Source organism: Polaribacter sp. Hel1_33_96 (assembly GCF_002846595.1).
Classification (GTDB): domain Bacteria; phylum Bacteroidota; class Bacteroidia; order Flavobacteriales; family Flavobacteriaceae; genus Polaribacter.
This window is the reverse complement of the sequence record NZ_PJMV01000001.1, coordinates 1,295,483-1,318,679: the sequence shown is the minus strand read 5'-3', so window position 1 is coordinate 1,318,679 and position 23,197 is coordinate 1,295,483. Positions and strand designations below refer to the sequence as shown.

Annotated in this window: 22 protein-coding genes; 16 read left to right on the top strand and 6 right to left on the bottom strand. The window is 30.6% G+C overall.

From position 1 onward, the window contains the following. Nucleotides 1-77: 77 nt before the first annotated feature. On the bottom strand, nucleotides 78-1,154 hold the full coding sequence (locus tag ATE90_RS05905; RefSeq protein WP_101451036.1) for a DUF3810 domain-containing protein: 1,077 nt from the start codon (nucleotides 1,152-1,154) through the stop codon (nucleotides 78-80). A 213-nt stretch (nucleotides 1,155-1,367) separates the two neighbouring features. Between ATE90_RS05905 and dnaB the strand changes: the two genes are divergently transcribed. From dnaB to bshA, 5 genes are all read left to right on the top strand, one after another. Continuing rightward, nucleotides 1,368-2,879, top strand: coding sequence for a replicative DNA helicase (dnaB, locus tag ATE90_RS05900; protein ID WP_036786327.1), 1,512 nt, complete (start codon nucleotides 1,368-1,370; stop codon nucleotides 2,877-2,879). 140 nt (nucleotides 2,880-3,019) lie between these two features. Next, nucleotides 3,020-5,047 (top strand): S9 family peptidase, encoded by a 2,028-nt coding sequence (locus tag ATE90_RS05895; RefSeq protein ID WP_101451035.1) that lies wholly within the window; start codon nucleotides 3,020-3,022, stop codon nucleotides 5,045-5,047. Nucleotides 5,048-5,145: 98 nt separating this feature from the next. Continuing rightward, a complete protein-coding gene (locus ATE90_RS05890) occupies nucleotides 5,146-6,330 on the top strand; it encodes a hypothetical protein (protein WP_036788205.1) in 1,185 nt (394 codons plus the stop codon). A 184-nt stretch (nucleotides 6,331-6,514) separates the two neighbouring features. Further along, nucleotides 6,515-7,360, top strand: coding sequence for a transketolase (locus ATE90_RS05885; RefSeq protein WP_036786331.1), 846 nt, complete (start codon nucleotides 6,515-6,517; stop codon nucleotides 7,358-7,360). Between the two features lie 174 nt (nucleotides 7,361-7,534). Continuing rightward, nucleotides 7,535-8,668 carry an N-acetyl-alpha-D-glucosaminyl L-malate synthase BshA gene (gene bshA / locus ATE90_RS05880; protein ID WP_036786333.1) on the top strand — a complete coding sequence of 378 codons (1,134 nt, stop codon included), beginning with the start codon at nucleotides 7,535-7,537 and terminating at the stop codon, nucleotides 8,666-8,668. Nucleotides 8,669-8,722: 54 nt separating this feature from the next. On the opposite strand, the gene ATE90_RS05875 is transcribed toward bshA, so the two are convergent. After that, nucleotides 8,723-9,361 carry a DUF937 domain-containing protein gene (locus tag ATE90_RS05875; RefSeq protein WP_036786335.1) on the bottom strand — a complete coding sequence of 213 codons (639 nt, stop codon included), beginning with the start codon at nucleotides 9,359-9,361 and terminating at the stop codon, nucleotides 8,723-8,725. Nucleotides 9,362-9,483: 122 nt separating this feature from the next. On the opposite strand from ATE90_RS05875, the gene ATE90_RS05870 reads away from it, so the two are divergent. The 3 genes from ATE90_RS05870 to ATE90_RS05860 are packed head-to-tail and all read left to right on the top strand — an operon-like array spanning nucleotide 9,484 to nucleotide 12,013. Next, nucleotides 9,484-10,812 (top strand): dicarboxylate/amino acid:cation symporter, encoded by a 1,329-nt coding sequence (locus tag ATE90_RS05870; RefSeq protein WP_036786337.1) that lies wholly within the window; start codon nucleotides 9,484-9,486, stop codon nucleotides 10,810-10,812. Between the two features lie 21 nt (nucleotides 10,813-10,833). Then, a complete protein-coding gene (locus ATE90_RS05865) occupies nucleotides 10,834-11,682 on the top strand; it encodes a sulfurtransferase (protein ID WP_036786339.1) in 849 nt (282 codons plus the stop codon). Nucleotide 11,683: 1 nt separating this feature from the next. After that, on the top strand, nucleotides 11,684-12,013 hold the full coding sequence (locus ATE90_RS05860; RefSeq protein WP_091954019.1) for a hypothetical protein: 330 nt from the start codon (nucleotides 11,684-11,686) through the stop codon (nucleotides 12,011-12,013). Between the two features lie 225 nt (nucleotides 12,014-12,238). Here ATE90_RS05860 and ATE90_RS05855 read toward each other — a convergent pair whose 3' ends face one another. Further along, nucleotides 12,239-12,895 carry an HAD family hydrolase gene (locus tag ATE90_RS05855; protein WP_036786343.1) on the bottom strand — a complete coding sequence of 219 codons (657 nt, stop codon included), beginning with the start codon at nucleotides 12,893-12,895 and terminating at the stop codon, nucleotides 12,239-12,241. Nucleotides 12,896-12,908: 13 nt separating this feature from the next. Beyond that, a complete protein-coding gene (locus ATE90_RS05850) occupies nucleotides 12,909-13,325 on the bottom strand; it encodes a thiol-disulfide oxidoreductase DCC family protein (protein ID WP_036786345.1) in 417 nt (138 codons plus the stop codon). Between the two features lie 175 nt (nucleotides 13,326-13,500). Between ATE90_RS05850 and ATE90_RS05845 the strand changes: the two genes are divergently transcribed. The 4 genes from ATE90_RS05845 to ATE90_RS05830 are packed head-to-tail and all read left to right on the top strand — an operon-like array spanning nucleotide 13,501 to nucleotide 17,785. Further along, the gene (locus tag ATE90_RS05845; protein WP_036786347.1) at nucleotides 13,501-14,193 is read left to right on the top strand and encodes an ABC transporter ATP-binding protein; all 693 of its coding nucleotides are present in this window, start codon (nucleotides 13,501-13,503) and stop codon (nucleotides 14,191-14,193) included. Nucleotides 14,194-14,196: 3 nt separating this feature from the next. Continuing rightward, on the top strand, nucleotides 14,197-15,426 hold the full coding sequence (locus tag ATE90_RS05840; protein WP_036786349.1) for an ABC transporter permease: 1,230 nt from the start codon (nucleotides 14,197-14,199) through the stop codon (nucleotides 15,424-15,426). 1 nt (nucleotide 15,427) lies between these two features. Further along, nucleotides 15,428-16,645 carry an ABC transporter permease gene (locus ATE90_RS05835; RefSeq protein WP_036786351.1) on the top strand — a complete coding sequence of 406 codons (1,218 nt, stop codon included), beginning with the start codon at nucleotides 15,428-15,430 and terminating at the stop codon, nucleotides 16,643-16,645. 30 nt (nucleotides 16,646-16,675) lie between these two features. After that, complete coding sequence (locus ATE90_RS05830) at nucleotides 16,676-17,785, top strand: efflux RND transporter periplasmic adaptor subunit (protein ID WP_091954026.1); 1,110 nt, start codon at nucleotides 16,676-16,678, stop codon at nucleotides 17,783-17,785. Between the two features lie 55 nt (nucleotides 17,786-17,840). Here ATE90_RS05830 and ATE90_RS05825 read toward each other — a convergent pair whose 3' ends face one another. After that, nucleotides 17,841-18,650: a DUF1853 family protein gene (locus ATE90_RS05825; protein WP_036786356.1), complete on the bottom strand. Its 810-nt coding sequence runs from the start codon at nucleotides 18,648-18,650 to the stop codon at nucleotides 17,841-17,843. A gap of 56 nt (nucleotides 18,651-18,706) precedes the next feature. On the opposite strand from ATE90_RS05825, the gene ATE90_RS05820 reads away from it, so the two are divergent. After that, on the top strand, nucleotides 18,707-19,381 hold the full coding sequence (locus tag ATE90_RS05820) for a DUF2461 domain-containing protein (protein WP_036786358.1): 675 nt from the start codon (nucleotides 18,707-18,709) through the stop codon (nucleotides 19,379-19,381). A gap of 184 nt (nucleotides 19,382-19,565) precedes the next feature. Here ATE90_RS05820 and ATE90_RS05815 read toward each other — a convergent pair whose 3' ends face one another. After that, nucleotides 19,566-20,903, bottom strand: a complete 1,338-nt coding sequence (locus ATE90_RS05815; protein ID WP_036786360.1) for an MATE family efflux transporter — start codon at nucleotides 20,901-20,903, stop codon at nucleotides 19,566-19,568. A 104-nt stretch (nucleotides 20,904-21,007) separates the two neighbouring features. Here ATE90_RS05815 and ATE90_RS05810 point away from each other — a divergent pair, with 104 nt between their 5' ends. Genes ATE90_RS05810 through ATE90_RS05800 form a run of 3 tightly spaced genes read left to right on the top strand, consistent with a single transcriptional unit; the run spans nucleotide 21,008 to nucleotide 23,174 of the window. Next, entirely contained in the window at nucleotides 21,008-21,403 is a 396-nt protein-coding gene (locus ATE90_RS05810) for an acyl-CoA thioesterase (RefSeq protein ID WP_036786362.1), read from the top strand. A gap of 28 nt (nucleotides 21,404-21,431) precedes the next feature. Beyond that, complete coding sequence (locus ATE90_RS05805; RefSeq protein ID WP_036786364.1) at nucleotides 21,432-22,553, top strand: DEAD/DEAH box helicase; 1,122 nt, start codon at nucleotides 21,432-21,434, stop codon at nucleotides 22,551-22,553. Then, nucleotides 22,554-23,174, top strand: a complete 621-nt coding sequence (locus ATE90_RS05800) for a trimeric intracellular cation channel family protein (RefSeq protein ID WP_036786366.1) — start codon at nucleotides 22,554-22,556, stop codon at nucleotides 23,172-23,174. Nucleotides 23,175-23,197: the final 23 nt, after the last annotated feature.

The following is a 23,197-nucleotide window of genomic DNA, read 5'->3' as shown; positions in this document are numbered from 1 at the left end:
TTTGAATTAGGGTTCAATTTATAGATACCTTTTTTGATAAAAGTTAATTCTTAAGGTTTTAACAAAATTTTAAGAAGCTAGAAATTCTTTGAAGTTTGAAAATAAGAAATTAATAGGTCAACTACATAGTTATAAGATTGTACACCTTTGGATTGCTTATTCGCTTTTAAGTATGCATTATAGCCCATTTTTACAATAGGTTCAAAAGGATTTTTATAAACTTGCCAAAACTGATAACTTGCATTAAAATCTTTAGCAATTCCTTTGTTTACAGTTTTCCAAAGCTCTTTAGAAATATTTCTATCACGTTTTCTCATTTCAGAAATACAATACCCAAAAGCCATTCTATAACTTGCATATTTAAAATAAAGATCATTTGTATAATTTGCTGCTAGAAACCCAACAAAATTTGCTTCATTTTCTGCCGCAAAACCAATTTGATGTGCTATTTCATGACAGGTAGTGGTAGGGTAACTTGTTTTAGGAATTCTGTCATTAACCTGCGCTTCACCGGTCAAGGGATTCAAATAACCAGAGGTCCCGTTATACGTCTGTAATAAACTCATTAAAGAACTTTTTACAGATTTAAATTGATATTTTAACTGCGGAAAATCTTTAGACAGGTTATCATATCCAGTAGCAGCCATTATATACATTTCTTTTTGCTTATAAGGGTTCTCAACTTTTAAAGTATCGCTCTCTGTAATTTTATGCTGATAGTAATTAAGTTTTTTAATAATATGTTCAGTAACTTTTTGAAGTTGTTCTGTGGTATATTCTTGTTGTTCATACTTTAGAGTTTTAGTCAAATTTTCTCGATAATAATTTAATCCCCAAAAAAGATAAAAGCAAAAATAAATGACAGATAGAACTGCTGTAAAATGAATAATTTTAGGAATAAAGTTTTTAAATCTAGTTTTTATCAATCTAATTAAAAACCGAATAAAAATAAATAAGCCAAAAGCTACTAATAGGTCTCCCACTGAAAAAGGAATCCAACCCAAAATAATTCTAAAAAAGGATGAAATAACCGGATAAATTCCATTGGAGTAATAAAACTCTATAAATGCAGGATTACTTGCAGCAAATTGCAACAAAAGAATCTGAATTGGTAGAAAAATGGTTAAAACAATATGTTTTTTGTTAAGTTTCAAACAGTAAAATTTAGCTATACTTTTTATTTTTTTATTTTGAAAAAGATTTAATAACCTTGAAAAAAATGAATTTGACGAAGTAAAAATAGGAATTCAATTTAGAAGATGGCTGGTTATTAACAAGATAATAACATTTTTGTTTACAAAATATGTTCACAAATTAAAGTTCGTTTTTAGAAAGTACATCCAACCTAAAAAAGTACATTTGTATAGATGGAAAAAACGACTCCTATATCAGGCAAAAAGATAGATAAATCGAGATTAATTAGTCTTGAAAAAGGAAAAATTCCTCCACAAGCAGTAGAATTAGAAGAAGCTGTATTAGGAGCAATGATGATTGATAAAAAAGGAATTGACGATGTTATAGACATTTTAAGTTCTGACGCTTTCTACGATTCGAAACATAAAGAAATTTATGCTGCAATTTATGAATTATTCCAAAACTCGGAACCCATAGATCTTTTAACAGTCTCTAATTTACTAAAAAAGAATGGAAAGTTAGAATTTGTGGGCGGTGATTTCTTTTTAATTCGTTTAACTCAAAAAGTAGCTTCTTCCGCACATATTGAATTCCATGCTAGAATCATTTTACAAAAGTATATTCAGCGGAGATTAATCTCAATTTCAAGTGAGATTATAGAAAACGCTTATGATGAAAGTACCGATGTTTTTGACTTGTTGGATGATGCTGAGGCCAAACTTTTTGAAGTTACACAAGGAAACCTAAAAAAGAGTTCTGAAGATGCTGGTTCTCTTGTAAAACAAGCACTTCAAAAAATTCAAGAAATAGGTAATCAAGAGGGAATGTCTGGTTTACAAACCGGTTTTACAAAATTAGATGCCTTAACTTCTGGATGGCAACCATCAGATTTAGTGATTATTGCTGCACGTCCTGGTATGGGAAAAACAGCATTTGTAATTTCAATGGCAAAGAATATGGCGATTGATTTTAATCATGGTGTTGCTGTATTTTCTTTAGAGATGTCCTCTGTGCAGTTAATTACACGTATGATTTCTTCAGAAACTGGCTTAACATCAGAGAAATTAAGAAAAGGAAATTTAGAACCTCATGAATGGGAACAATTAAATGTAAAAGTTAAAAAGCTTTCTGATGCACCCATTTTTATAGATGATACCCCATCACTTTCAATTTTCGATTTACGTGCTAAAGCACGAAGATTAGTCTCGCAGCACAATGTTAGAATTATTGTAATTGATTATTTACAATTAATGACAGCCGGGGGAAAATCAGGAGGGAATCGTGAGCAAGAAATCTCTATGATTTCTAGAAATTTAAAAGCATTGGCTAAAGAACTAGCAGTTCCTGTAATTGCGCTTTCACAGCTATCGCGAGCAGTAGAAACTCGTGGAGGTAGTAAAAGACCATTACTGTCAGATTTACGTGAATCTGGTGCCATTGAGCAAGATGCGGATATTGTATCCTTTATCTTTAGACCAGAGTATTATGGAATGACAGAATGGGATGACGATGAACATACGCCATGTGAAGGACAAGGTGAATTTATCGTTGCAAAACACAGAAACGGTGGATTGGATAATATTCGTTTAAAATTTACTGGACATTTAGCAAAGTTCTCTGACTTAGAAGAAGGTTTTAGTTCAGAATTTCAATCTTCTATGAATGCAGATTTCCCTGATGATGTTTTTCCAGATCAAAGAATAGAGCCTAAAGATGCTTTTGGTGGTGAGGATGTTCCTTTTTAAGCATTAAAAAAAAATCTAATTTTACAAATACACAATTGCCTCAAAGTAATTGTGTATTTTAGTTTTTAAATAAAAAAACACTCACATTTTTTTAATCCAAAGTAGAATAATCGAAGAATCATCTCATTAATACTAGTTTTATGCAACGTTTTCTAATTTTCATAATATTTTTTATAAGTTTCCAAATTGTATCATCACAAGAACAAAAAACAGCTTTTCACTCTTTAGATGTATTTTCTTTAGAATGGGCATCAAATCCTCAAATATCGCCAGATGCTTCTCAAATTATATACAGAAGAAACGGATTTGATATTATGAAAGATAACCCTAAAGGTAATCTGTGGATTCTTAACAGTGACGGTTCTTTACATAGAAAATTAACCTCTAGAGAAGTAAACGAATCACAAGCAAAATGGTCACCAAATGGAGATCGAATTGCCTTTGTAAGTTCTACGGATGAAGGTTCAGAACTCTATATGTATTGGGTTAAAACAGGACAAATTGCTAAACTTTCTCAGTTAGAAATGTCTCCGGGAAATATAACTTGGTCACCAGATGGGAAGCAGATTGCTTTCACCATGTTTAAGGCAGAAAAGCCGCCGGTTATTGTAAAAATGCCAGCAAAGCCAAAAGGTGCTAATTGGGCAAAACCTGCTAGAATTACAAATAGATTAAAACATGAACAGGATGGTAGAGGCTATATGAAACCTGGTTTTACACATATTTTTATAATTCCTGCTCAAGGTGGTACTCCTAGGCAAATAACTAGTGATAATTACAATCATAGTGGTAGTTTGTCTTTTTCACCTAGCGATAACTCTATTTATTTTTCTGCAAATCGTATTGAAGATTGGGAATACGATTTTAGAAATAGTGAAATTTATAAAGTAAACATAGAAACGAAAGTAATCACGGTTTTAACTTCTCAAAAAGGACCAGATTTTTCTCCAAAAGTTTCTCCTAATGGCAATAAAGTAGCTTTTTTAGGATTTAAAGATAAGGTGCAAGCTCATCAAAATAGAATTTTATATTTAATGGATTCTAATGGTAAGAATCGAAGGGCAATTTCCAATAATTTTGACAACAGTCTTTCAAATATTGCATGGGATAGAGAAGGCAAAGGCTTGTATTGCACCTATGACGAAAAAGGAAATTCAAAAGTAGCTTATATAACCTTAAACGGAAAAATATCAAAACTAGCAGATAATTTAGGAGGCACAACCATAGGAAGACCTTATGCTTCTGGCTCTTACTCTGTTGCTAATAACGGTACTCTAGTTTATACTCAAACAAGACCTGAATATCCATCAGAGCTGGCGGTAATTCAAGATAAAAAAAGAACAAAACTTATTACCAATTTAAATGACGATGTTTTAGGTCATAAAATACTTGGAAAAACAGAAGAAGTTTGGTACAAATCTTCTTTTGATGGAAGAGATATTCAGGGTTGGATTGTAAAGCCACCTTTTTATGATGCGTCAAAAATATATCCACTTTTGGTTGAAAATCATGGTGGTCCGATTTTAAATTATGGAGACCGTTTTACTGCTGAAATACAATTATATGCTGCAGAGGGATATTTGGTTTTTTACCCAAATCCGAGAGGAAGTACAAGTTATGGAGAAGAGTTTGCAAATTTATTGTATCATAATTACCCGGGTCAAGATTATAACGATGTAATGGATGGTGTTGATTATTTAATAAAAAAAGGGGTGGTTGATACTCATAAATTATATGTTACAGGAGGAAGTGCAGGAGGTATAATGACCGCTTGGATAATCGGTAAAAACAATCGATTTAAGGCAGCAGTTGTTGTAAAGCCAGTTATGAATTGGATTAGTAAAACACTAGTTGCTGATAACTATTTCCGATATGCGAATTCTCGTTATCCAGGTCAACCTTGGGAAAATTTTGAAACTTACTGGAAGTTTTCTCCATTATCTTTGGTTGGTAATATAGAAACACCAACGATGGTTATGGTAGGTATGGATGATTTACGAACCCCACCAAGTGAATCAAAACAGCTATACCATGCTTTAAAGTTGAGGAAAATTGAAACTGTTTTAGTAGAAATTCCTGAAGCATCTCATGGAATCGCTCGAAAACCGAGTAATTTAATCAGTAAAGTTTCTCATACCTTGGCTTGGTTTAAAAAATATCAAAAATAACAAACTAAATAGATAATTTTACTTTGAAAAAACTTCTAACAATACTTGCTTTTCTTCTAATCTCAAACTCAATTTGGGCTTCTTTTATTTATGTTCCTATGGATCATAATAATCAAAAAAACCATTTAAAAGCTTACGGAATTGTCTTTTTCTCACTAGAAGTTGGCTTAAAATCTAAATGGTTATTAAATTATGATGGTGGTGCTTTTTTAATAGAAAATAATAAAATTGTTGAAAATGAATGTAAAATACGTGGCGTTTCTTATCAAATAATTTCTGATGCAAAGGCACAAATAATTCTGCAAGAAATTGCTGCACCATCTTCTAATAAAGATGCTGTTACTTTAGAAAAAGCTCCAAAAATTGCGGTGTATTCTCCAAAAGACAAAATGCCCTGGGACGATGCTGTGACCATGGTTTTAACGTATGCAGAAATTCCTTTTGATGTAATTTATGACAAAGAAGTTTTAGCGGATAAACTTTTATTATACGAATGGTTACATTTACATCATGAAGATTTTACCGGCCAATATGGAAAGTTCTACGGCTCTTTTAGAACTGCTCCTTGGTATATCCAAAGAAAACAAAATGCAGAAAAATTAGCTCGAGAGCTTGATTTTATTAAAGTTTCTGAAGAAAAATTAGCCGTTGCAAAAAAAATTAGAGATTATGTAATAGGTGGTGGCTTTATGTTTGCCATGTGTTCTGCTACTGATAGTTTTGATATCGCCTTGTCTGCAGAAGGAATTGATATCGCAGAAGCTATGTTTGATGGAGATGCAACAACACCTAATTATCAATCTAAAATTAATTATAATAAAACTATGGCTTTTAAAGATTTTGATTTGGTTCGAAGTCCAACAACTTATGAGTTTTCTTCAATAGATATGACATCTAAACGTAAAATTCCAAAAACTTCAGATTATTTTTCATTAATAGAATTTTCAGCAAAATGGGATCCTGTACCAACAATGTTAACTCAAAATCACACAACTTTAGTAAAAGGTTTTATGGGACAAACTACTTCTTTTGATAGAAATACAGTAAAAACGAATGTGCTGGTTTTAGGAGAAAACAGAACGAATAGAGAAGCACGTTATATTCATGGAACAAAAGGAAAAGGGATGTTTACTTTTTACGGAGGTCATGATCCAGAAGATTACACACATAGAATAGGTGATCCAAAAACTGAATTAGACTTGCACCCAACTTCACCCGGTTATAGATTGATTTTAAATAACGTTTTATTTCCTGCGGCAAAGAAAAAGAAGCAAAAAACATAATAGAAAAAAAATAATAACAATATAATCTCTTTTAGCCTAAAAGATTTACTACAGTTTAAATAACCAAACTTCTTAATTATATTTTAGTAAAGCATCTACTGTTAATAATTATCAAATAAATAATTATAAAACTGAATACAAATTCATTCACTTTTGTATTTTTGTCAACAAATTAAAAAACAAAATGCCAACAACACAACAATTACAAGATTTTACACAACAAGTTCGTAGAGATATATTAAGAATGGTACATGCTGTAAATTCTGGTCACCCAGGAGGTTCTTTAGGATGTGCGGAATTTATTACTTGTTTGTATCAGGAGGTAATGGAGTATTCTACAGACTTTGATATGGATGGAAATAATGAAGATTTATTTTTTCTTTCCAATGGCCATATTTCTCCGGTTTTTTATAGCGTTTTGGCACATAGTGGATTTTTCTCAGTTTCAGAATTAGCTACTTTTAGATTGTTAGATTCTCGTTTGCAAGGACATCCAACTACACATGAAGGTTTACCTGGCGTTAGAATCGCCTCTGGTTCTTTAGGTCAAGGAATGTCTGTAGGTTTAGGAGCTGCACAAGCTAAAAAATTAAATGGAGATGATAAATTGGTATATACTTTACACGGAGATGGTGAGTTGCAAGAGGGTCAAAATTGGGAAGCAATTATGTATGCATCAGCAAAAAAAGTTGATAATATAATTTGTACAATTGATTTAAATGGAAAGCAAATTGATGGTTCTACTGATGAGGTTTTACCAATGGGAAGCATTAAAGCAAAATTTGAAGCTTTTGGCTGGGATGTTCTAGAGGTGAAAAAAGGAAATGATATTGATGCAATATTAGCTGGTTTAGCGGAAGCAAAAGCGTTAACAGGAAAAGGGAAACCAGTTTGTATTTTACTATATACAGAAATGGGTAATGGAGTAGATTTTATGATGCACACACATGCTTGGCATGGTAAAGCACCAAGTGATGAGCAGTTAGAAAATGCTTTAGCACAAAATCCTGCGACTTTAGGAGATTATTAAAATTGTTGTCTTGAGAGCAGTCGAAAGGTTTTTATAATTTATAACTAGGCCCACAATTTTTATTGTGGGTTTTTTTATGTTTTTATTTGGAATTAAAATGTAAGAATACTACTATCTTTACATTTGATGGATTAAGTTTTTTAATTTTAAAATAGTAAATATTTCAATTATAATATGAAAATAGGAATTGTTTGTTATCCCACCTTTGGTGGAAGTGGAGTAGTAGCTACTGAGCTAGGAATGGCTTTGGCTGACAATGGCCATGAAGTACATTTTATTACTTATAATCAGCCAGTTCGTTTAGATTTCTTATCACATAAATTGCATTTCCATCAAGTTTTAATTGAAGAATATCCGTTATTTCAATACCAACCGTATGAGTTAGCTTTATCGAGTAAAATGGTAGAAGTTGTTGAGAAACATGAACTGGAAGTATTGCATGTACATTATGCTATTCCTCATGCTTATGCCGCTTTTATGGCCAAACAAATGTTATTGGAAAAAGGTATTTCTATAAAAGTAGTTACGACTTTGCATGGAACGGACATTACTTTAGTTGGAAGCCATCCTACGTACAAAACAGCTGTTGAATTTAGTATTAATAATTCTGATGTGGTTACAGCAGTTTCTAACAGTTTAAAGCAAACAACAAATCATCTTTTTAAGATTAAAAAAGAAATACAAGTTGTTTATAATTTTATTGATATTGAAAAATATGATAAAGCTGAAAATCAAGAATGTAAAAGAGATGCTTTAGCCAAACCTAATGAACGAATTTTAACACATATAAGTAACTTTAGGCCTGTAAAAAGGGTTGAAGATGTTATAAAAATATTTTATGAAGTTCAAAAAGAAATTCCTTCTAAATTATTGATGATTGGCGAAGGTCCGGACAGAGCAAAAGCAGAAATTTTAACAAAGAAACTAGGCATTACAGACAACGTTTTTTACTTAGGAAATAGCACAGAAACTGTTAAAATTTTATGTTATACAGATTTGTTTTTATTACCGTCTCAAACAGAAAGTTTTGGTTTAGCTGCATTAGAAGCGATGGCTGCAAAAACTGCAGTTATTTCTACCAATACTGGAGGTTTACCAGAAGTTAATATTCAAGGTAAAACAGGATTTTTAAGTGATTTAGGAGATATAAAAGATATGGCCAAAAATGCAATTTCTATTCTAAAAGAGGATGCTATTTTAGATCAATTTAAAAGGAATGCAAAAGAACATACAAAAAAGTTTTCTTTGCAAAATATTTTACCTGTTTACGAAGAGATTTATAATTCTTGTTACAAAACTAAGGTGTAATAGAAAAGCTCAAAATTAATGTTTTGAGCTTTTCTAATACTGAAAAGTTCAAATTTATTTTCCGAAAAGACCTCCTAACAAACCACCAATTCCACCAGATTGTTTTTTAGCACCACCTAAAAACATACCCGCAACATCATCCACAACACTTCCGTCACCGTCTGCATCTAAAATTTGCTCTAAAAAATTTTGTTCATTTTTACTATCATTTCCTCCTAACAAACCTCCTAAAAGTCCAGTTATATCTCCAGAACTATTAATGTTTTGTTCTTTCTTTTGCTTTCCTAAAACCCCCATTAATAAAGGTGCAGCAACTTTTAAAATGTTGGCAACAGAACCAGCATCGATACCTGCTTTCTGGCTTAGAATTTGTTCAACTCCTTGTTGTCTATTTCCTAAAACATGTTTTAAAATCCCAGCTCCATCTTGTTTAATAGTTTCGTCAACGCCACCGCTAAACAATCCTCCAAGATTATCTAAAATACTACCATCATGCTTTCCTGATAAAGCTCCCATTAATCCTTCAGCACCCTCTGGAGTAGCCGCATTCCTCTCCATCGCTTTCATCAAAACGGGTAAAGCCATCGTTAAAACACTACTTGTTTTATCCGAATCATTCCCTGTAGAGCCTGCAACTTCTGATATAATTGATTTTCCTAAATCACTATTTAATAAATCTAAAATTCCTGACATTTTATGTTTTTAATAATTAATTTAAATGTTTTCTAAAAATATGACACAATATACAAATAAAGTCACCCTTAATTTTAAATATTTTTTTACCTTTCAACATCGAAATAATTTTAAACTAATAGATGAGAAAACTAGCATTACATTGGAAAATTTTAATAGGAATGGTTATTGGAATCCTTTTTGGGTTAGCCATGACAAGTGTTGATGGAGGAGCAACTTTTGTTTCTAATTGGATAAATCCTTTTGGAAATATTTTTGTAAAATTATTGAAATTGATTGCTGTGCCTTTGATTATTGCTTCTTTGGTAAAAGGAATTTCCGATTTAAAAGATATTTCTAAATTTAAAAATATAGGGCTAAAAACAATTGGGATTTATATTGGCACAACGGTTATCGCTATTACAATTGGATTGTTATTAGTTAATATTGTAAAACCTGGAGAAGGAATCTCTGAAGAAACTATTACCAAACTAACGGATACTTATGCAAATAGTGGAGGAGTTCAATCTAAGATTGCTGAAGCTTCTAGACAAAAAGGGAGTGGTCCATTGCAATTTATGGTCGATATGGTTCCAGATAATGCAATGAAAGCAATGAGTAATAATAAATCAATGTTACAAGTAATTTTCTTTACTATTTTCCTTGGAATATCAATGTTATTAATTGGTGAAAAAAGATCTAAGCCTTTAAAGGACTTCTTTGATTCTTTAAATGAGGTAGTTCTTAAAATGGTCGATTTAATTATGCTTTTTGCGCCTTATGCTGTTTTTGCATTATTGGCAAATGTGGTAGTTTCTTCGAATGATCCAGATTTATTATTGGCACTATTAAAATATGCATTTACGGTTGTTGGTGGTTTATTGATAATGGTGGTTTTCTATATGATTTTGGTGAGTGTTTTTACAAAAAAGAATCCATTTTGGTTCTTAAAACAATTAAGTCCGGCACAATTATTAGCTTTTTCTACGAGTTCTAGTGCAGCAACTTTACCTGTAACTATGGAAAGAGTTGAGGAACATATAGGTGTAGACAAAGAAGTTTCTAGTTTTGTATTGCCTGTGGGCGCTACCATAAATATGGATGGAACATCTCTATACCAAGCAGTTGCAGCTGTTTTTATTGCTCAAGCTTTAGGTTTCGATTTAACTTTTGCAGATCAATTAACTATTATTTTAACCGCTCTATTAGCATCTATAGGCTCTGCTGCAGTGCCCGGTGCTGGGATGGTAATGCTAGTTATAGTTTTGGAATCTGTAGGTTTTCCTGCTGATAAATTAGCCATTGGTTTAGCCTTAATATTTGCTGTAGATAGGCCATTAGACATGTGCAGAACTGTTATAAATGTAACAGGAGACGCAACAGTAGCATCACTTGTGGCTAAATCTGTTGGTAAATTACATGATAATCCACAGCCAAAAGAATGGGACGATCATTATGATGAAGTAAAATAAAATGAACAGTTAGCATACAAAATGTCTTTAAAAATTGATAAAGCTTTAGTTTCTGCAGATTGGTTGTTTAAAAACTTAAACAATGAAAATCTGGTTATTTTAGATGCTTCTATTTCGAAAGTAATAGCTGGAAATGAAGAAATTTCGGCTTATAATAAGCAATGTATTAAAGGAGCTATTTATTTTGATATAAAAAATACATTTTCTGACCAAAAGGCTGGATTTCCTAATACTGTATTATCACCTAAAGAATTTGAAGAAAGTGCCCAGAGAATAGGTATTTGCAAAGATAGTTGTATTGTTGTATATGATGATTTAGGCATTTACTCCTCACCAAGAGTTTGGTGGATGTTTCAATTAATGGGCTTTAAAAACATAGCTGTTTTAGATGGAGGTTTTTCGCATTGGAAATATAAAAAATATCCAACTGAATATCTAGAAAATTATCCCTCTAAAAAAGGTAATTTTACAGCAAGTTACCAACCTCAAAGAATAAAATTCACAAATGATGTATATTCTGCTATTGAAAATAAAACCATTTTAATAGTAGATGCACGTTCTAAAGGACGTTTTTATACAAAAGCACCAGAGCCTAGACTTACTATAAAAGGGGGACATATTCCTAACTCCGTAAATTTACCTTACACGGAAATTATAGAAAACGGAATGCTAAAATCTGAAAAAGAACTAAAATTAATTTTTAATACATTAAACAAAAAAAAGAAAGCATTTATTTTTTCTTGTGGATCAGGAATAACCGCTTCAATTTTAGCATTAGGAGCAGAATTATCAGGAATTAAAAATCACGCTGTATATGATGGTTCTTGGACAGAATGGTCAAGTACAGAAGGTTTGCCAATAAAAAAATAAAATGAAAACACTAAATTGGACTAGAAAAGAGTTTGAAGCATATGTGCTTTTATATGCAGCTCATTGCAATTTTTTTGAATCAAAAGAGGAACAAGCATATATTTTTTCTAAGGTTGATAAAAAAACATTTCATAGAATACACACAGAAGTTGTTGTTGATTCTGATGAAAATAATTTAAATAAAATACAACAATATGTATCAGAAAATAAGTTTAATCAAAAAGAGAAAGATGATTTAATTAGAGATATCAAAAATGTTTTTTTTGCTGATGGCTCTGTCGATGTAATTGAAAAAAAAGTATTCCATCTTTTAAAGAAAATTATTGATTAAATATTTTAAAAAAATGAACTTGTTTAAGTCTGTAAAGTTTATCCTTATTTTGACACTGAAGAAAAACCTGGATCTTTAGGAAAAAGGAAATTAACTTCTAAAATATGTATACATACTAAAATGAAATAATCTAATGTTTCAACATAATTTCAGGTTAAATTTTTAAAAATTGTCAAACCTCAATAAGATTTTTTTTATTAAAAGTTACATTGAACATTTATAACTTTAAATTAATTCTTTTATCTCATTAAACTCCTCAATTACAAAATCAGCATTTTCTAAAGTTTGGTCTTCAGCCATGGGATTTCTATAGCCAAAAACAAAAATACCAGCATCATTTGCCGCTTTTACACCATTATCAGAATCTTCAATAACAATACAGTTTTCTTTTGGTGTGCTACCTAAAATAGCAGCCTTTTCAAAAATTTCGGGATGTGGCTTGGAAGCTTTTAAATCTGCTCCACTAATTTTTGCTGTAAAATAGGTGTTTAACTTAAATCTATTAAAAACCCTATCAATATTTACCATCGCAGAAGAAGAAGCTAAAATTAAAGTGAAACCTTTATCATAAAAATGCTTAATTAATTCTTCAACACCTTTTACCAAATGTAAAGTTGGGTCATTTTCGAAGAAATTCACATAACGCTTTCTTTTTGCCAAAACCAAATCCTCAGGATTCAAAGTCAAATTAAAATAGGTAACTAATTTTTGAAAAGCATTGATAGTAGAGGAACCCGTAATAGTTTTATATAAATCGTCAGAAACAGTAACACCAATAGAACCAAAGGTTTCATAATAGGCTTTTTTATGAATTTCTTCAGAATCTATAATTACCCCGTCCATGTCAAAAATCACACATTTTACTTCTTTTGGTAGTTTCATTTATTTCAATAAATTATTCTAAAAATTTAGCTTTTATTTCTGGTGTTGGTAGCATACAACTTTCTCTTTTTCCAAACCATTGGTAACGGTTTTTAGCGATAAAATCATAAATCAAATTTCTCAATCCTTCAGGAAAAACGAAGAGAGTTTGTGATAAAAGCCAAAGACCTCCAAAATTATGCAACACTTTTAAAACAGCTGTAGATTTTATATCATAAGAAACTCCAGGTTCAAACAAAATAATAGAATCTACTTTAGAAACATCAATATTTAAATAATTTATAAGTTCTTGACCTGATTTAGACTGCAAAGAAGCAAACATAAAAGTGTTCTTTTTATCGATTTTAATCAATTTTAAAACAACGTCATTACACAAATTACAAATACCATCAAACAAAATTATTTTCTTATTTTTTGGAATATCAATCATTTAAGCTTCATAATTTTTATTATTGACAAAGATACTTCATCTTTTTTTAGTTTTCTTGTAACATAATAGAATTAGAAGCGTCTTATGATTGTATTTTATTGGTAATTGATTTAACAAAAAATTAATAACTGCTATTAAAAGCTATCAGTAATTTTGCATAAAAAATAGCCAACGAATGATTAGAATAGAAAAGCTACATAAATCTTACCCCATAGGAAAAGAAAAATTACATGTATTAAAAGGTATTGACTTACATATCAAAGAAGGTGAATTTGTATCTATTATGGGATCTTCTGGTTCTGGTAAATCTACATTATTAAATATTGTTGGTTTATTAGATGGACATGATGAAGGAAATTATTTCCTTAACGGGCAGTTGATTAGGGATTTAAATGAAAAAAAAGCCGCTATTCTTAGAAATAAATTTTTAGGATTTGTTTTTCAATCATTTAACTTAATATCATACAAAACAGCTTTAGAAAATGTTGCATTGCCTTTATATTACAAAGGAATGGCCAGAAAAGAACGTTTGACAGTAGCTATGGATTATTTAGATAAAGTAGGTTTAAAAGATTGGGCTAATCATTTACCCAACGAACTTTCTGGTGGTCAAAAGCAACGAGTTGCAATTGCAAGAGCTTTAGTTACAAAGCCAAAAGTTGTTTTAGCAGATGAACCAACTGGAGCATTAGATTCTACAACTACAGATTCTGTGATGGATTTATTGAAAGATATTAATGATGAAGGAATGACTGTTTTTGTAATTACGCACGAAGAAGAAGTGGCAGAGCAAACAAAAAGAATTGTTCGCTTAAAGGATGGTATTATTATTAGTGATGAATTAACTAAAGTAGCTAAAGCCGTCTAACATATGTTTGATTTAGATCGTTGGAGAGAAATTTTTCAGAGTATTAGTAAAAACAAGTTACGTTCTTTACTTTCTGGCTTTACAGTAACTTTTGCAATCTTATTATTTACATTATTATTTGGTATTGGCAATGGTCTTCAAAATACATTTAAAAAAGAATTTGCTGGTGATTCCATGAACTCCATTTACATTTGGTCTAATTATACTACAATAGCATACAAAGGAAATCAAATAGGCAAAAGAGTTCAATTTAAAAATGACGATTTTAAGTTTTTAAAAGAAAACTTTGGAAGCAAAATTCAAACAATTAGTCCAAGAATTCAAAGAGGTGTTAATGTTGTTTACAAAAATGAAAAAGACAACTACACAATTAGAGGTGTTTATCCAGAATACCAAGTTTTGGAGTCAGTAGAAATGAATGAAGGTAGATTTTTAAATTATAGAGATATTAACGAAAGATCGAAAGTAATAGTAATTGGTAAAATGGTCGAAAAAGATTTATTTGGTCAATTAAGTGCCTTCGGCAAAGATTTAAAAATTGGAGGTATTATTTATAAAATTATTGGAGTCTTCTCTGATTCTGGAGGAGATAGTGATGAGAGATACATTTATACACCATTTACAACTATGCAAAGATTATATGGTAATAATAATTATGTTGATGATTTTGGTATTACCTACAATCCGAGTTTAAGTATAAATGAAGCTATAGCCTTTGGTAATAAAATCAAACGCGAGTTAAAGAAAAAACATAACGTTTCTCCTGATGATCAAAGAGGAATAAGAATTAACAATTATGCTTCTAGTAACAAAGAAGTTTCAGGAATGATGGTTGGATTAGGAATTCTGATTTTTATTATTGGATTTGGAACTTTAATAGCAGGTGTAGTTGGTATTAGTAATATAATGGTTTACATCGTAAAAGAACGAACAAAAGAACTAGGTATAAGAAAAGCAGTTGGTGCAACACCGAAAGCAATCATTGCAATGATCATGCAAGAAGCGATTTTTATTACTGCACTCTCAGGATATTTGGGCTTAATTTTAGGTGTTGGGATTTTAGAATTAGCAGGTCCTAGTTTAGAGTCATTTTTTATTCTAAATCCAGGAGTTTCAAGGCCAGTTGTAATAGGTGCAACTATTACTTTAATAATAGCAGGTATGATTGCAGGTTATTTACCAGCAAAAAGAGCAGCAAGAATAAAACCAGTAGTAGCATTAAGCGCAGATTAATATGAAATTTTTATTCGAAAAAGACACTTGGCAAGAAATTTACGGAAGCATTCGTAAAAATAAAACCAGAACAGCAATTACCATTTTTGGTGCCTTTTGGGGTATTTTACTTTTGGTTGGTTTATTAGGTGCAGCAAAAGGAATTGAAAATAGCTTTAATAGCATGTTTGGAGACTTTGCTACTAATAGTGTCTTTATTAGTGGCAGTAGAACTTCTATGCCTTTTAAAGGATTTCAAGAAGGTAGACAAATAAAATTAACAACTAGAGATGTTGATTTAATTAGAAGTGAAATTAAAGGAATTCAGTTTGTAGTTCCAAGAAACGCAACTGGTGGTCAAGTTACTAATGGGTTTAAAACTGGTAATTTTACAGTTTTTGGTGATTTTCCCTTATTGGATAAAGTTCAGAAGAAAAAACTTACCGATGGTCGATTTTTAAATCAAAAAGATATTAATGAAAACAGAAAAGTCTGTGTGATTTCTGATGGAATTTATAAAGAATTATTTGATAAAGATGAAGAGGCAGTTGGTACTTATTTAAAAGTCAGTAATATTTCATATCAAGTTGTTGGCGTATATAAATCAGGACGATTTGAAGGTAAAAATAATTTACACATTCCATTTAGCACATTTAAATTGGTTTATAACCAAGGAGATAAATTTCAATGGATGGTGGTTACTGGTAAACAAGAATTTGATATTGTTCAAGTAGAAGCAGATGTAAAACTACTTTTAAAAAATATTCATAATATACACCCTAAAGATAATAGAGCTTTTAGGGGATTTAATCTTGGTAAAGAAATATCAAAAGTTACAGGTTTTTTAACAGGAATGCAATTTTTAACATGGTTTGTAGGTATCGCTACTTTAATTGCTGGTGTTTTTGCAATTGGTAATATTCTACTAATAACTGTTAAGGAAAGAACAAAAGAAATAGGTATAAGAAGAGCCTTAGGAGCAACACCAGGTATAGTAAGACAACAGATTATTTTAGAATCTCTGTTCTTAACCTTATTAGCGGGTTCTTTAGGTATAATTGCAGGAGGCTTAATATTGATGTTAATTGATTCTCAAGATTGGCTCACAAATCCAACAGTAAACATCCCTATAATATTAATTGCTTATAGTGTATTAGTCTTTTTAGGCACACTCATAGGTTTTATCCCTGCATATATGGCAACGATTGTGAAACCAATTGACGCACTAAGAGAAGAATAACAACCCAATAATAATAAACAGTAAATAAACATGAAAAAAATATTAATTTTTGGAAGCATAGCAGTCGCATTAATACTTGTATTAATATGGTTTGGTAAAAAAAATAGCGCCTCTCCAATAACTTATGAAACTGAAAAAGCCTTTAAAACTACTATTATAAAAAAATCTGTGGCTACTGGTAAAGTAACTCCGCTAGAAGAAATTGAAATAAAACCTCAAATTACGGGAATTATTGATAAAATATTATTGACAGAAGGTTCAAAAGTAAAAAAAGGAGATTTAATTGCAACTGTAAGAGTAGTGCCTAATGAGCAATCTTTAATTAGTGCTAAAGGTAGAGTTAACAATATTAAAATCCGTGTAAATAATGCTAAAATTCAGTATAATAGAAATAAGAACCTTTTTGACAAAGGGGTTATTTCCAGACAAGAATTTGAACAGATTGAACTTAATTACAATCAATCTAAGCAAGATTTAAAAAATGCTGAGAATGATTACATGATTATTAAAAGAGGATCAGCAAGTTCTGGAAGTGCCGCCAATACAAGTATAATTGCACAAATGTCTGGTACTATTTTGGAAATACCAGTTAAAGAAGGAGATCAAGTAATACAATCTAACAATTTTAATGCGGGTACCACTATAGCTTCAATTGCTGATATGAATAAGATGATATTTGAAGGTAAAGTAGATGAATCTGAGGTTGGTAAATTAATAAATGGAACAGCTATTGAAATTTCTTTAGGAGCAATTGAGGGTAAAAAATTTCCAGCAAACTTAAATTTTATTGCTCCAAAAGGAACAGAAGAAGCTGGTGCTGTTCAATTTAAAATTAAAGCAGATGTTGCTTTAGATGAAAATTATTTTATTAGAGCAGGTTACAGTGCAAATGCAGAAATAGTTTTAGAGAAAAAAGATAATGTAATGTCTATCAAAGAATCATTGCTTCAATTTGATAGAAAAACAGAAAAACCTTTTGTAGAGATTAAAAATGCAGAAGGCAAATTTGACAAGAAATTTATAGAATTAGGAACTTCTGATGGCGTTAATGTTGAAATTATAAAAGGTTTAACCATGGAAGATGAAATAAAGGTATGGAACAAGAAAACTGAAAAAGATGATGAAGATCAATTTAATTAATAATTAAAGTAAGCTCAATATTGAAAGGCATTCCCAAAAGGAATGTCTTTTTATTTTACCACCAAACCATAAAGAATTTTAAAATTTCTCCATTTTGTTTTTTTAACCAACAAAGTGGAGAAAATTTTCTATTTATATATTCTATTAATTCAATATCAAATTCATCGAATTTTAACCATGAAACATTTTTGTGAGGTATAATTATCCAATCTTTTTTAATAGGAATATAAAACTTACAATCTGTAAATTGATGCAATTCTTTTAAATTGCAATAAAAACCAGCAATACAATTTTTATTTAAAGTTGAAAGTTTATTTTGATGTTGAAAAGGAACAAACAATTGTGCCTTAAAATATACTTGTTGCTCCATTTCTGAAGCCTCTAAATTGATACTGTTTAAATACGTTTTGCATTCATCAGAATAGAGTAGAGGTAGTTGTTTTTTTGATAGCTTCTCTAGTTTTTCTTTTAAAGAGTCTTTTCTATTAGGTCCAATAAAATGGTCAATTTCGGTTGTTCCCACACTTTCATCAAACAAATAAAATTTGTAAATAATTTCTAAATGAATAACTGTATTCTCTTTTTTAATAATGCAATCTAATTCCCCTAAAGTAATTTTATTTTGTTGAATTTGAATATTTTCACAAATAATAGAAATAGACTCTTCTTGCTTTAATTGAAAAGAAACGAGGCGCTCTATATATTTTCCAAGTCGTAATTTTTCATTTATTTCGGCATCGATTTTCGTGGATTTTGATTCAATATCAAATTGATTTAACGCATAGATAATAGCGCCATTCCACAAACAATTTGTTTGCAAAAATCCTTCATATCTTTTCTGAATATCTTTTCTTTTTTGATACATCTTAAAATCGAAGTTACAAATCTATTTTGTAAATTGAACTTTTAAAATTTATTAAAATGCAAATAGAAAAATCTACTTTCAAGTACCTTCAAGATTTACAAAAAAACAATAATAGAGATTGGTTTGCAGATCATAAAGAAACTTATTTAAGAGGGCAGCAAAATGCGAAAGATATATTTGTAGAAATTCATGCAAACTTGCAAAAGCATGATAAAATTGAAAAATCTAAAATGATGCGTATTTATAGAGATGTGCGTTTCTCTAAAGATAAAACACCCTATAAAGCTCATTTTGCAAATTCATTTTCGAGATTAGGCAAAGAATTAAGGGGAGGCTATTTTTTAAGAATTAGACCAGGAGAATCTTTTTTGGCTGGTGGGTTTTGGGAACCTAGTAAGGAAGATTTATTCAGAATTAGAAAAGAAATAGAGCTAGATGCGTCAGAAATAAAAGATATTTTAAAAGATGAAAATTATAAAACAAATTTTGGAGGAAAGTTCGAAAGTTTTTCTGAATTAAAAACGGCTCCAAGAGGTTTTGATAAGGGGCATCCTAATATAAATTTATTACGTAAAAAGGGATTTATTGCCTCTAAAAAATTTTCCGATGCTGAAGTATTATCTCCTGATTTCATAGATAGCGTTGATGAAAGCTTTAGAGCTCTACGTCCTTTCTTTAATCTATTTAGTGATATATTAAGTACTAATTTAAACGGGGAATCTTTAATTTAGACGGTAAATATAATGCGGAAAACGTATAGACAAGAATCTTATATTCTGTTCTGTTTTGTTCTGTTCTTTAAAACTTATTAAGATAAAAGAACTCATCATAAAATGATTATTAAATCAATCGTAATCTCTTAGAACAGCTCTAACTTCAATCTTTAGGTGGACTGCATAAACTATCAACATTCCTCTACTTTAAATTCTGATCAATTTCACGTTTTAATACCAAAACAGTAATAATAGTCGACAAAACATCCGCAATAGGAAAAGACCACCAAACTCCCTCTATACCGTAATATTTTGGTAAAAAATAGGCTAGAGGAATTAAGAAAATTCCTTGTTTTAAAAGTGTTAAAAATAATGCCGGTAACGCTTTTCCTGCCGCCTGAAAATAGGCCGAACCAATGAGTTGCATCGTGACTATTGGCGTTGCCAAAAACACAATAAACATTGCATTAGGTGTTTTATTTAACAAAGTTGTATCATTTGTAAAAACCCAAATAACCTCTTCTTTAAAAAGTAAAATCCCTATAAAAATAATAGAGCCTAAAATAGAACCAAACCAAATAGATTTTTTAATGGTCTCTTGAACTCTGTTGTTTTTTCTAGCTCCTATATTAAAACCAGCAACAGGTAAAAAACCTTGACAAACTCCTAAAACGGGCGATAAAGCAAACATCATAACCCTATTAATAATACCAAAAACAGCAATGGATATTTCACCTCCATATTTAAAAAGCGAAAAATTTAAAACAATCATTAAAATACTTATTGTGCCTTGTCTAACGATTGACACCCCTCCTAATTGAAAAATCTCAAGAACAATTTTAAAATCTAATTTAAAATTTTTAGGAATAATTCTCAGCTCACTTTTTGAAGATAAAAAGAAATATAAAATATATAATCCACAACTTGCATATGCAAAAGAAGTTGCTAAACCAGCTCCCCACATTCCCCAACCAAAAAATTTGATAAATAAAATGTCGAGCAAAACATTTAAAACAGCAGGAACCATCATGGCATACATGGCAAATTTTGGTTTTCCTTCAGCTCTAATAGTTGGATTTCCCATCATTGCAAAAGCCAAAAATGGAACTCCATAAATAATGACACCAAAATATTCTGAAGCAATGGGTAAAATCTCTCCTTTAGCGCCAAATAGATTAAGAATTGGCAAGCTGTAAATGTTTCCAACAGTTACAAAAAGGATTGCCAAAATGACTGTTAAAGAAATCTGATTCCCGAAAGTTAGAAAAGCTTTTTCAGAATTTTTAGCTCCTAAAGCTCTTGATATAATTGAACTTCCTCCAATTCCAATTCCCATTCCAATAGAAGAAATTAAAAAAGCGATTGGTAATACAACAGTAATTGCTGCAATAGCCAAAACACCAATCCATTGACCTACAAAAATAGTATCAACAATCATATTTAAAGACATTACAAGAATTCCAATAGTGGCAGGAACCGCTTGTTTAATAAGTAATTTAGTAATCTTTTCGGTACCTAAATCGTTTGCTAAATTTGTCATAAGATCTTGTAAAGATTATCATAAATATGAAGTTCATTGTAAAACTATCATCAATAATTCTTATAGATATATTAAAATTTATAAGTTTGTCCAAATTCATTAAAATGGAAAACGTTTTTATATTAACAATTACAGTTTCTGCTGAAGATATTGACAATTTACAACATGTAAATAACTTAGTCTATTTAAAGTGGATGGATAAAATTGCAACTACTCATTGGACTCATTTAACAAAAAATAATCCTTTACCTCAGTACGTTTGGGTGGTAATGAGGCATGAGATAGATTATTTAAAACAAGCTAGTTTAGGAGATGAAATTATTGTAAAAACATGGGTAGGAGAGACCAAAGGTATCACCTCTATTCGTTTTATGGAGTTTTATAAAAAGGATGTGCTATTGGTAAAAGCTAAAACTATTTGGGCAATGTTAGATTCCAAAACTTTAAAGCCCGCAAGAATTAGAGAAAATGTTTTAAAAGTATTACAAGCTCCTAAATAAAAGTATATTTGCACAAAATTTAGATAAAATGTCAACTTTTTCTTCCTTAGGAATTCATAAAAATTATATTAAAGCAATTAAAGAATTAGGAATTTCTACACCCTCAGAAATTCAAGAGAAAACGATTCCTATTTTATTGAATTCTGCAACAGATTTTATTGGTTTAGCACAAACTGGAACTGGAAAAACTGCTGCTTTTGGCTTGCCAGTTTTACATCATATTGATGCTAGTTCAAACGATATACAAGCGTTAATTTTATCACCTACAAGAGAGTTAGTTCAGCAAATTAAAAAACAATTATTTAAATTCACGAAATTTAGTGAAGATAAAATTTTCATAGAAGCTGTTTTTGGAGGAGAAAAAATCGATCGTCAAATGAATAATCTTAAAAGAACCACGCATATCGTTGTGGCAACTCCGGGAAGGTTAATTGATTTAATTGAACGCGGAAGTGTCGATATTAGTCACGTAAAAACGGTGATTTTAGATGAAGCCGATGAAATGTTAAGCATGGGTTTTAAACAAGATTTGAATAGAATTCTAAAATTTACGACTAAAACTGATAGAAAAACTTGGTTGTTCTCAGCGACAATGCCAGAAGAAATTAAAAGGATTGTAAAGACGTATATGGATTCTAATGCTCCAAGAATAGAAATAAATAGAAGTTCTTTGGTCAACGCGAATATTCGACATCATTTTGCTAAAACAACCTTAAAAGAAAAGACAAATGATATTATTTCATTTTTAGAGAAGAGACAAGCTCAAAGAGGAATTATTTTCTGCAGAACAAAAGCCGGTGCACAGAACTTAGCCAATTACTTAATTGAAGAAGGGTTTTCTGCTGCCGCTTTAGAAGGAGATATGCAACAAAAAGAACGCGATAAAGTGATGAGGGCTTTTAAAAAAGAGAATTTACAGTATTTAGTTTCAACAGATGTTTCTGCTCGTGGAATTGACGTCAGTGGTTTAGAATTTGTAATTCATCATCAATTACCAGAACAATTAGAATACTATACACATAGAAGCGGAAGAACCGCTAGAGCAGGAAAAACAGGAGTTTCAATTGCTTTTATCTTACCTTCAGAATTGGATAAAATTCATGAAATTCAAAAAGAATTAAATATTAAATTTACAGAAGTTACAGTGTAAATGGAACTGATTTATGTTTTAGACATTTTAGGAACTTTTGCTTTTGCGATTAGCGGAGCACAGGTTGCTAAAAAGAAACAATTTGATATTTTTGGAGTAATAATTATCGCTTTTGTTACTGCTGTTGGGGGAGGAATGATTCGTGATGTTTTAATTAATGCACATCCTATTAATTGGATAGGTGATTTAAATTATGTTTGGACAATTTTAATAGCTGTCCTTACAATGTATTTATTCAGAAGCAAAGTCGCCCATTTAAGTAAAACCTTATTTTTATTTGACACTATAGGTATTAGTGTATTTACTTTGCTTGGCTTACAGAAAGGATTGGACTATAATTTACATCCTTTTTTAGCCTTAATTATGGGAATGGTTTCGGCTGTTTTTGGTGGAGTAATTCGTGACGTTCTGACTAGAAAAGTACCCTTGATTTTTAAGAAAGAGATTTATGCTTCAGCCTGTTTAATAGGTGGTGTCGTCTATTTATCTTTAGGATTCCTTGATGTATCCGAAAATATTCAATTTGTTTTATCAGGATTAGTGATTTTTGTAATCAGGCTAGTCGCTGTAAAATACAAATTAGAATTACCAAAAATTAATAACGACATTTTTGGGAAATAAAAAAGCGAAAATTATCTCTTCAC

What these genes read in the sequence shown, in the direction of transcription:
- dnaB (WP_036786327.1), top strand. Translation starts at nt 1,368, where the DNA reads ATGGAAAAAACGACTCCTATATCAGGCAAAAAGATAGATAAATCGAGA.
- ATE90_RS05895 (WP_101451035.1), top strand. Translation starts at nt 3,020, where the DNA reads ATGCAACGTTTTCTAATTTTCATAATATTTTTTATAAGTTTCCAAATT.
- ATE90_RS05890 (WP_036788205.1), top strand. Translation starts at nt 5,146, where the DNA reads ATGGATCATAATAATCAAAAAAACCATTTAAAAGCTTACGGAATTGTC.
- ATE90_RS05885 (WP_036786331.1), top strand. Translation starts at nt 6,515, where the DNA reads ATGCCAACAACACAACAATTACAAGATTTTACACAACAAGTTCGTAGA.
- bshA (WP_036786333.1), top strand. Translation starts at nt 7,535, where the DNA reads ATGAAAATAGGAATTGTTTGTTATCCCACCTTTGGTGGAAGTGGAGTA.
- ATE90_RS05875 (WP_036786335.1), bottom strand. Translation starts at nt 9,361, where the DNA reads ATGTCAGGAATTTTAGATTTATTAAATAGTGATTTAGGAAAATCAATT.
- ATE90_RS05870 (WP_036786337.1), top strand. Translation starts at nt 9,484, where the DNA reads ATGAGAAAACTAGCATTACATTGGAAAATTTTAATAGGAATGGTTATT.
- ATE90_RS05865 (WP_036786339.1), top strand. Translation starts at nt 10,834, where the DNA reads ATGTCTTTAAAAATTGATAAAGCTTTAGTTTCTGCAGATTGGTTGTTT.
- ATE90_RS05860 (WP_091954019.1), top strand. Translation starts at nt 11,684, where the DNA reads ATGAAAACACTAAATTGGACTAGAAAAGAGTTTGAAGCATATGTGCTT.
- ATE90_RS05855 (WP_036786343.1), bottom strand. Translation starts at nt 12,895, where the DNA reads ATGAAACTACCAAAAGAAGTAAAATGTGTGATTTTTGACATGGACGGG.
- ATE90_RS05850 (WP_036786345.1), bottom strand. Translation starts at nt 13,325, where the DNA reads ATGATTGATATTCCAAAAAATAAGAAAATAATTTTGTTTGATGGTATT.
- ATE90_RS05845 (WP_036786347.1), top strand. Translation starts at nt 13,501, where the DNA reads ATGATTAGAATAGAAAAGCTACATAAATCTTACCCCATAGGAAAAGAA.
- ATE90_RS05840 (WP_036786349.1), top strand. Translation starts at nt 14,197, where the DNA reads ATGTTTGATTTAGATCGTTGGAGAGAAATTTTTCAGAGTATTAGTAAA.
- ATE90_RS05835 (WP_036786351.1), top strand. Translation starts at nt 15,428, where the DNA reads ATGAAATTTTTATTCGAAAAAGACACTTGGCAAGAAATTTACGGAAGC.
- ATE90_RS05830 (WP_091954026.1), top strand. Translation starts at nt 16,676, where the DNA reads ATGAAAAAAATATTAATTTTTGGAAGCATAGCAGTCGCATTAATACTT.
- ATE90_RS05825 (WP_036786356.1), bottom strand. Translation starts at nt 18,650, where the DNA reads ATGTATCAAAAAAGAAAAGATATTCAGAAAAGATATGAAGGATTTTTG.
- ATE90_RS05820 (WP_036786358.1), top strand. Translation starts at nt 18,707, where the DNA reads ATGCAAATAGAAAAATCTACTTTCAAGTACCTTCAAGATTTACAAAAA.
- ATE90_RS05815 (WP_036786360.1), bottom strand. Translation starts at nt 20,903, where the DNA reads ATGACAAATTTAGCAAACGATTTAGGTACCGAAAAGATTACTAAATTA.
- ATE90_RS05810 (WP_036786362.1), top strand. Translation starts at nt 21,008, where the DNA reads ATGGAAAACGTTTTTATATTAACAATTACAGTTTCTGCTGAAGATATT.
- ATE90_RS05805 (WP_036786364.1), top strand. Translation starts at nt 21,432, where the DNA reads ATGTCAACTTTTTCTTCCTTAGGAATTCATAAAAATTATATTAAAGCA.
- ATE90_RS05800 (WP_036786366.1), top strand. Translation starts at nt 22,554, where the DNA reads ATGGAACTGATTTATGTTTTAGACATTTTAGGAACTTTTGCTTTTGCG.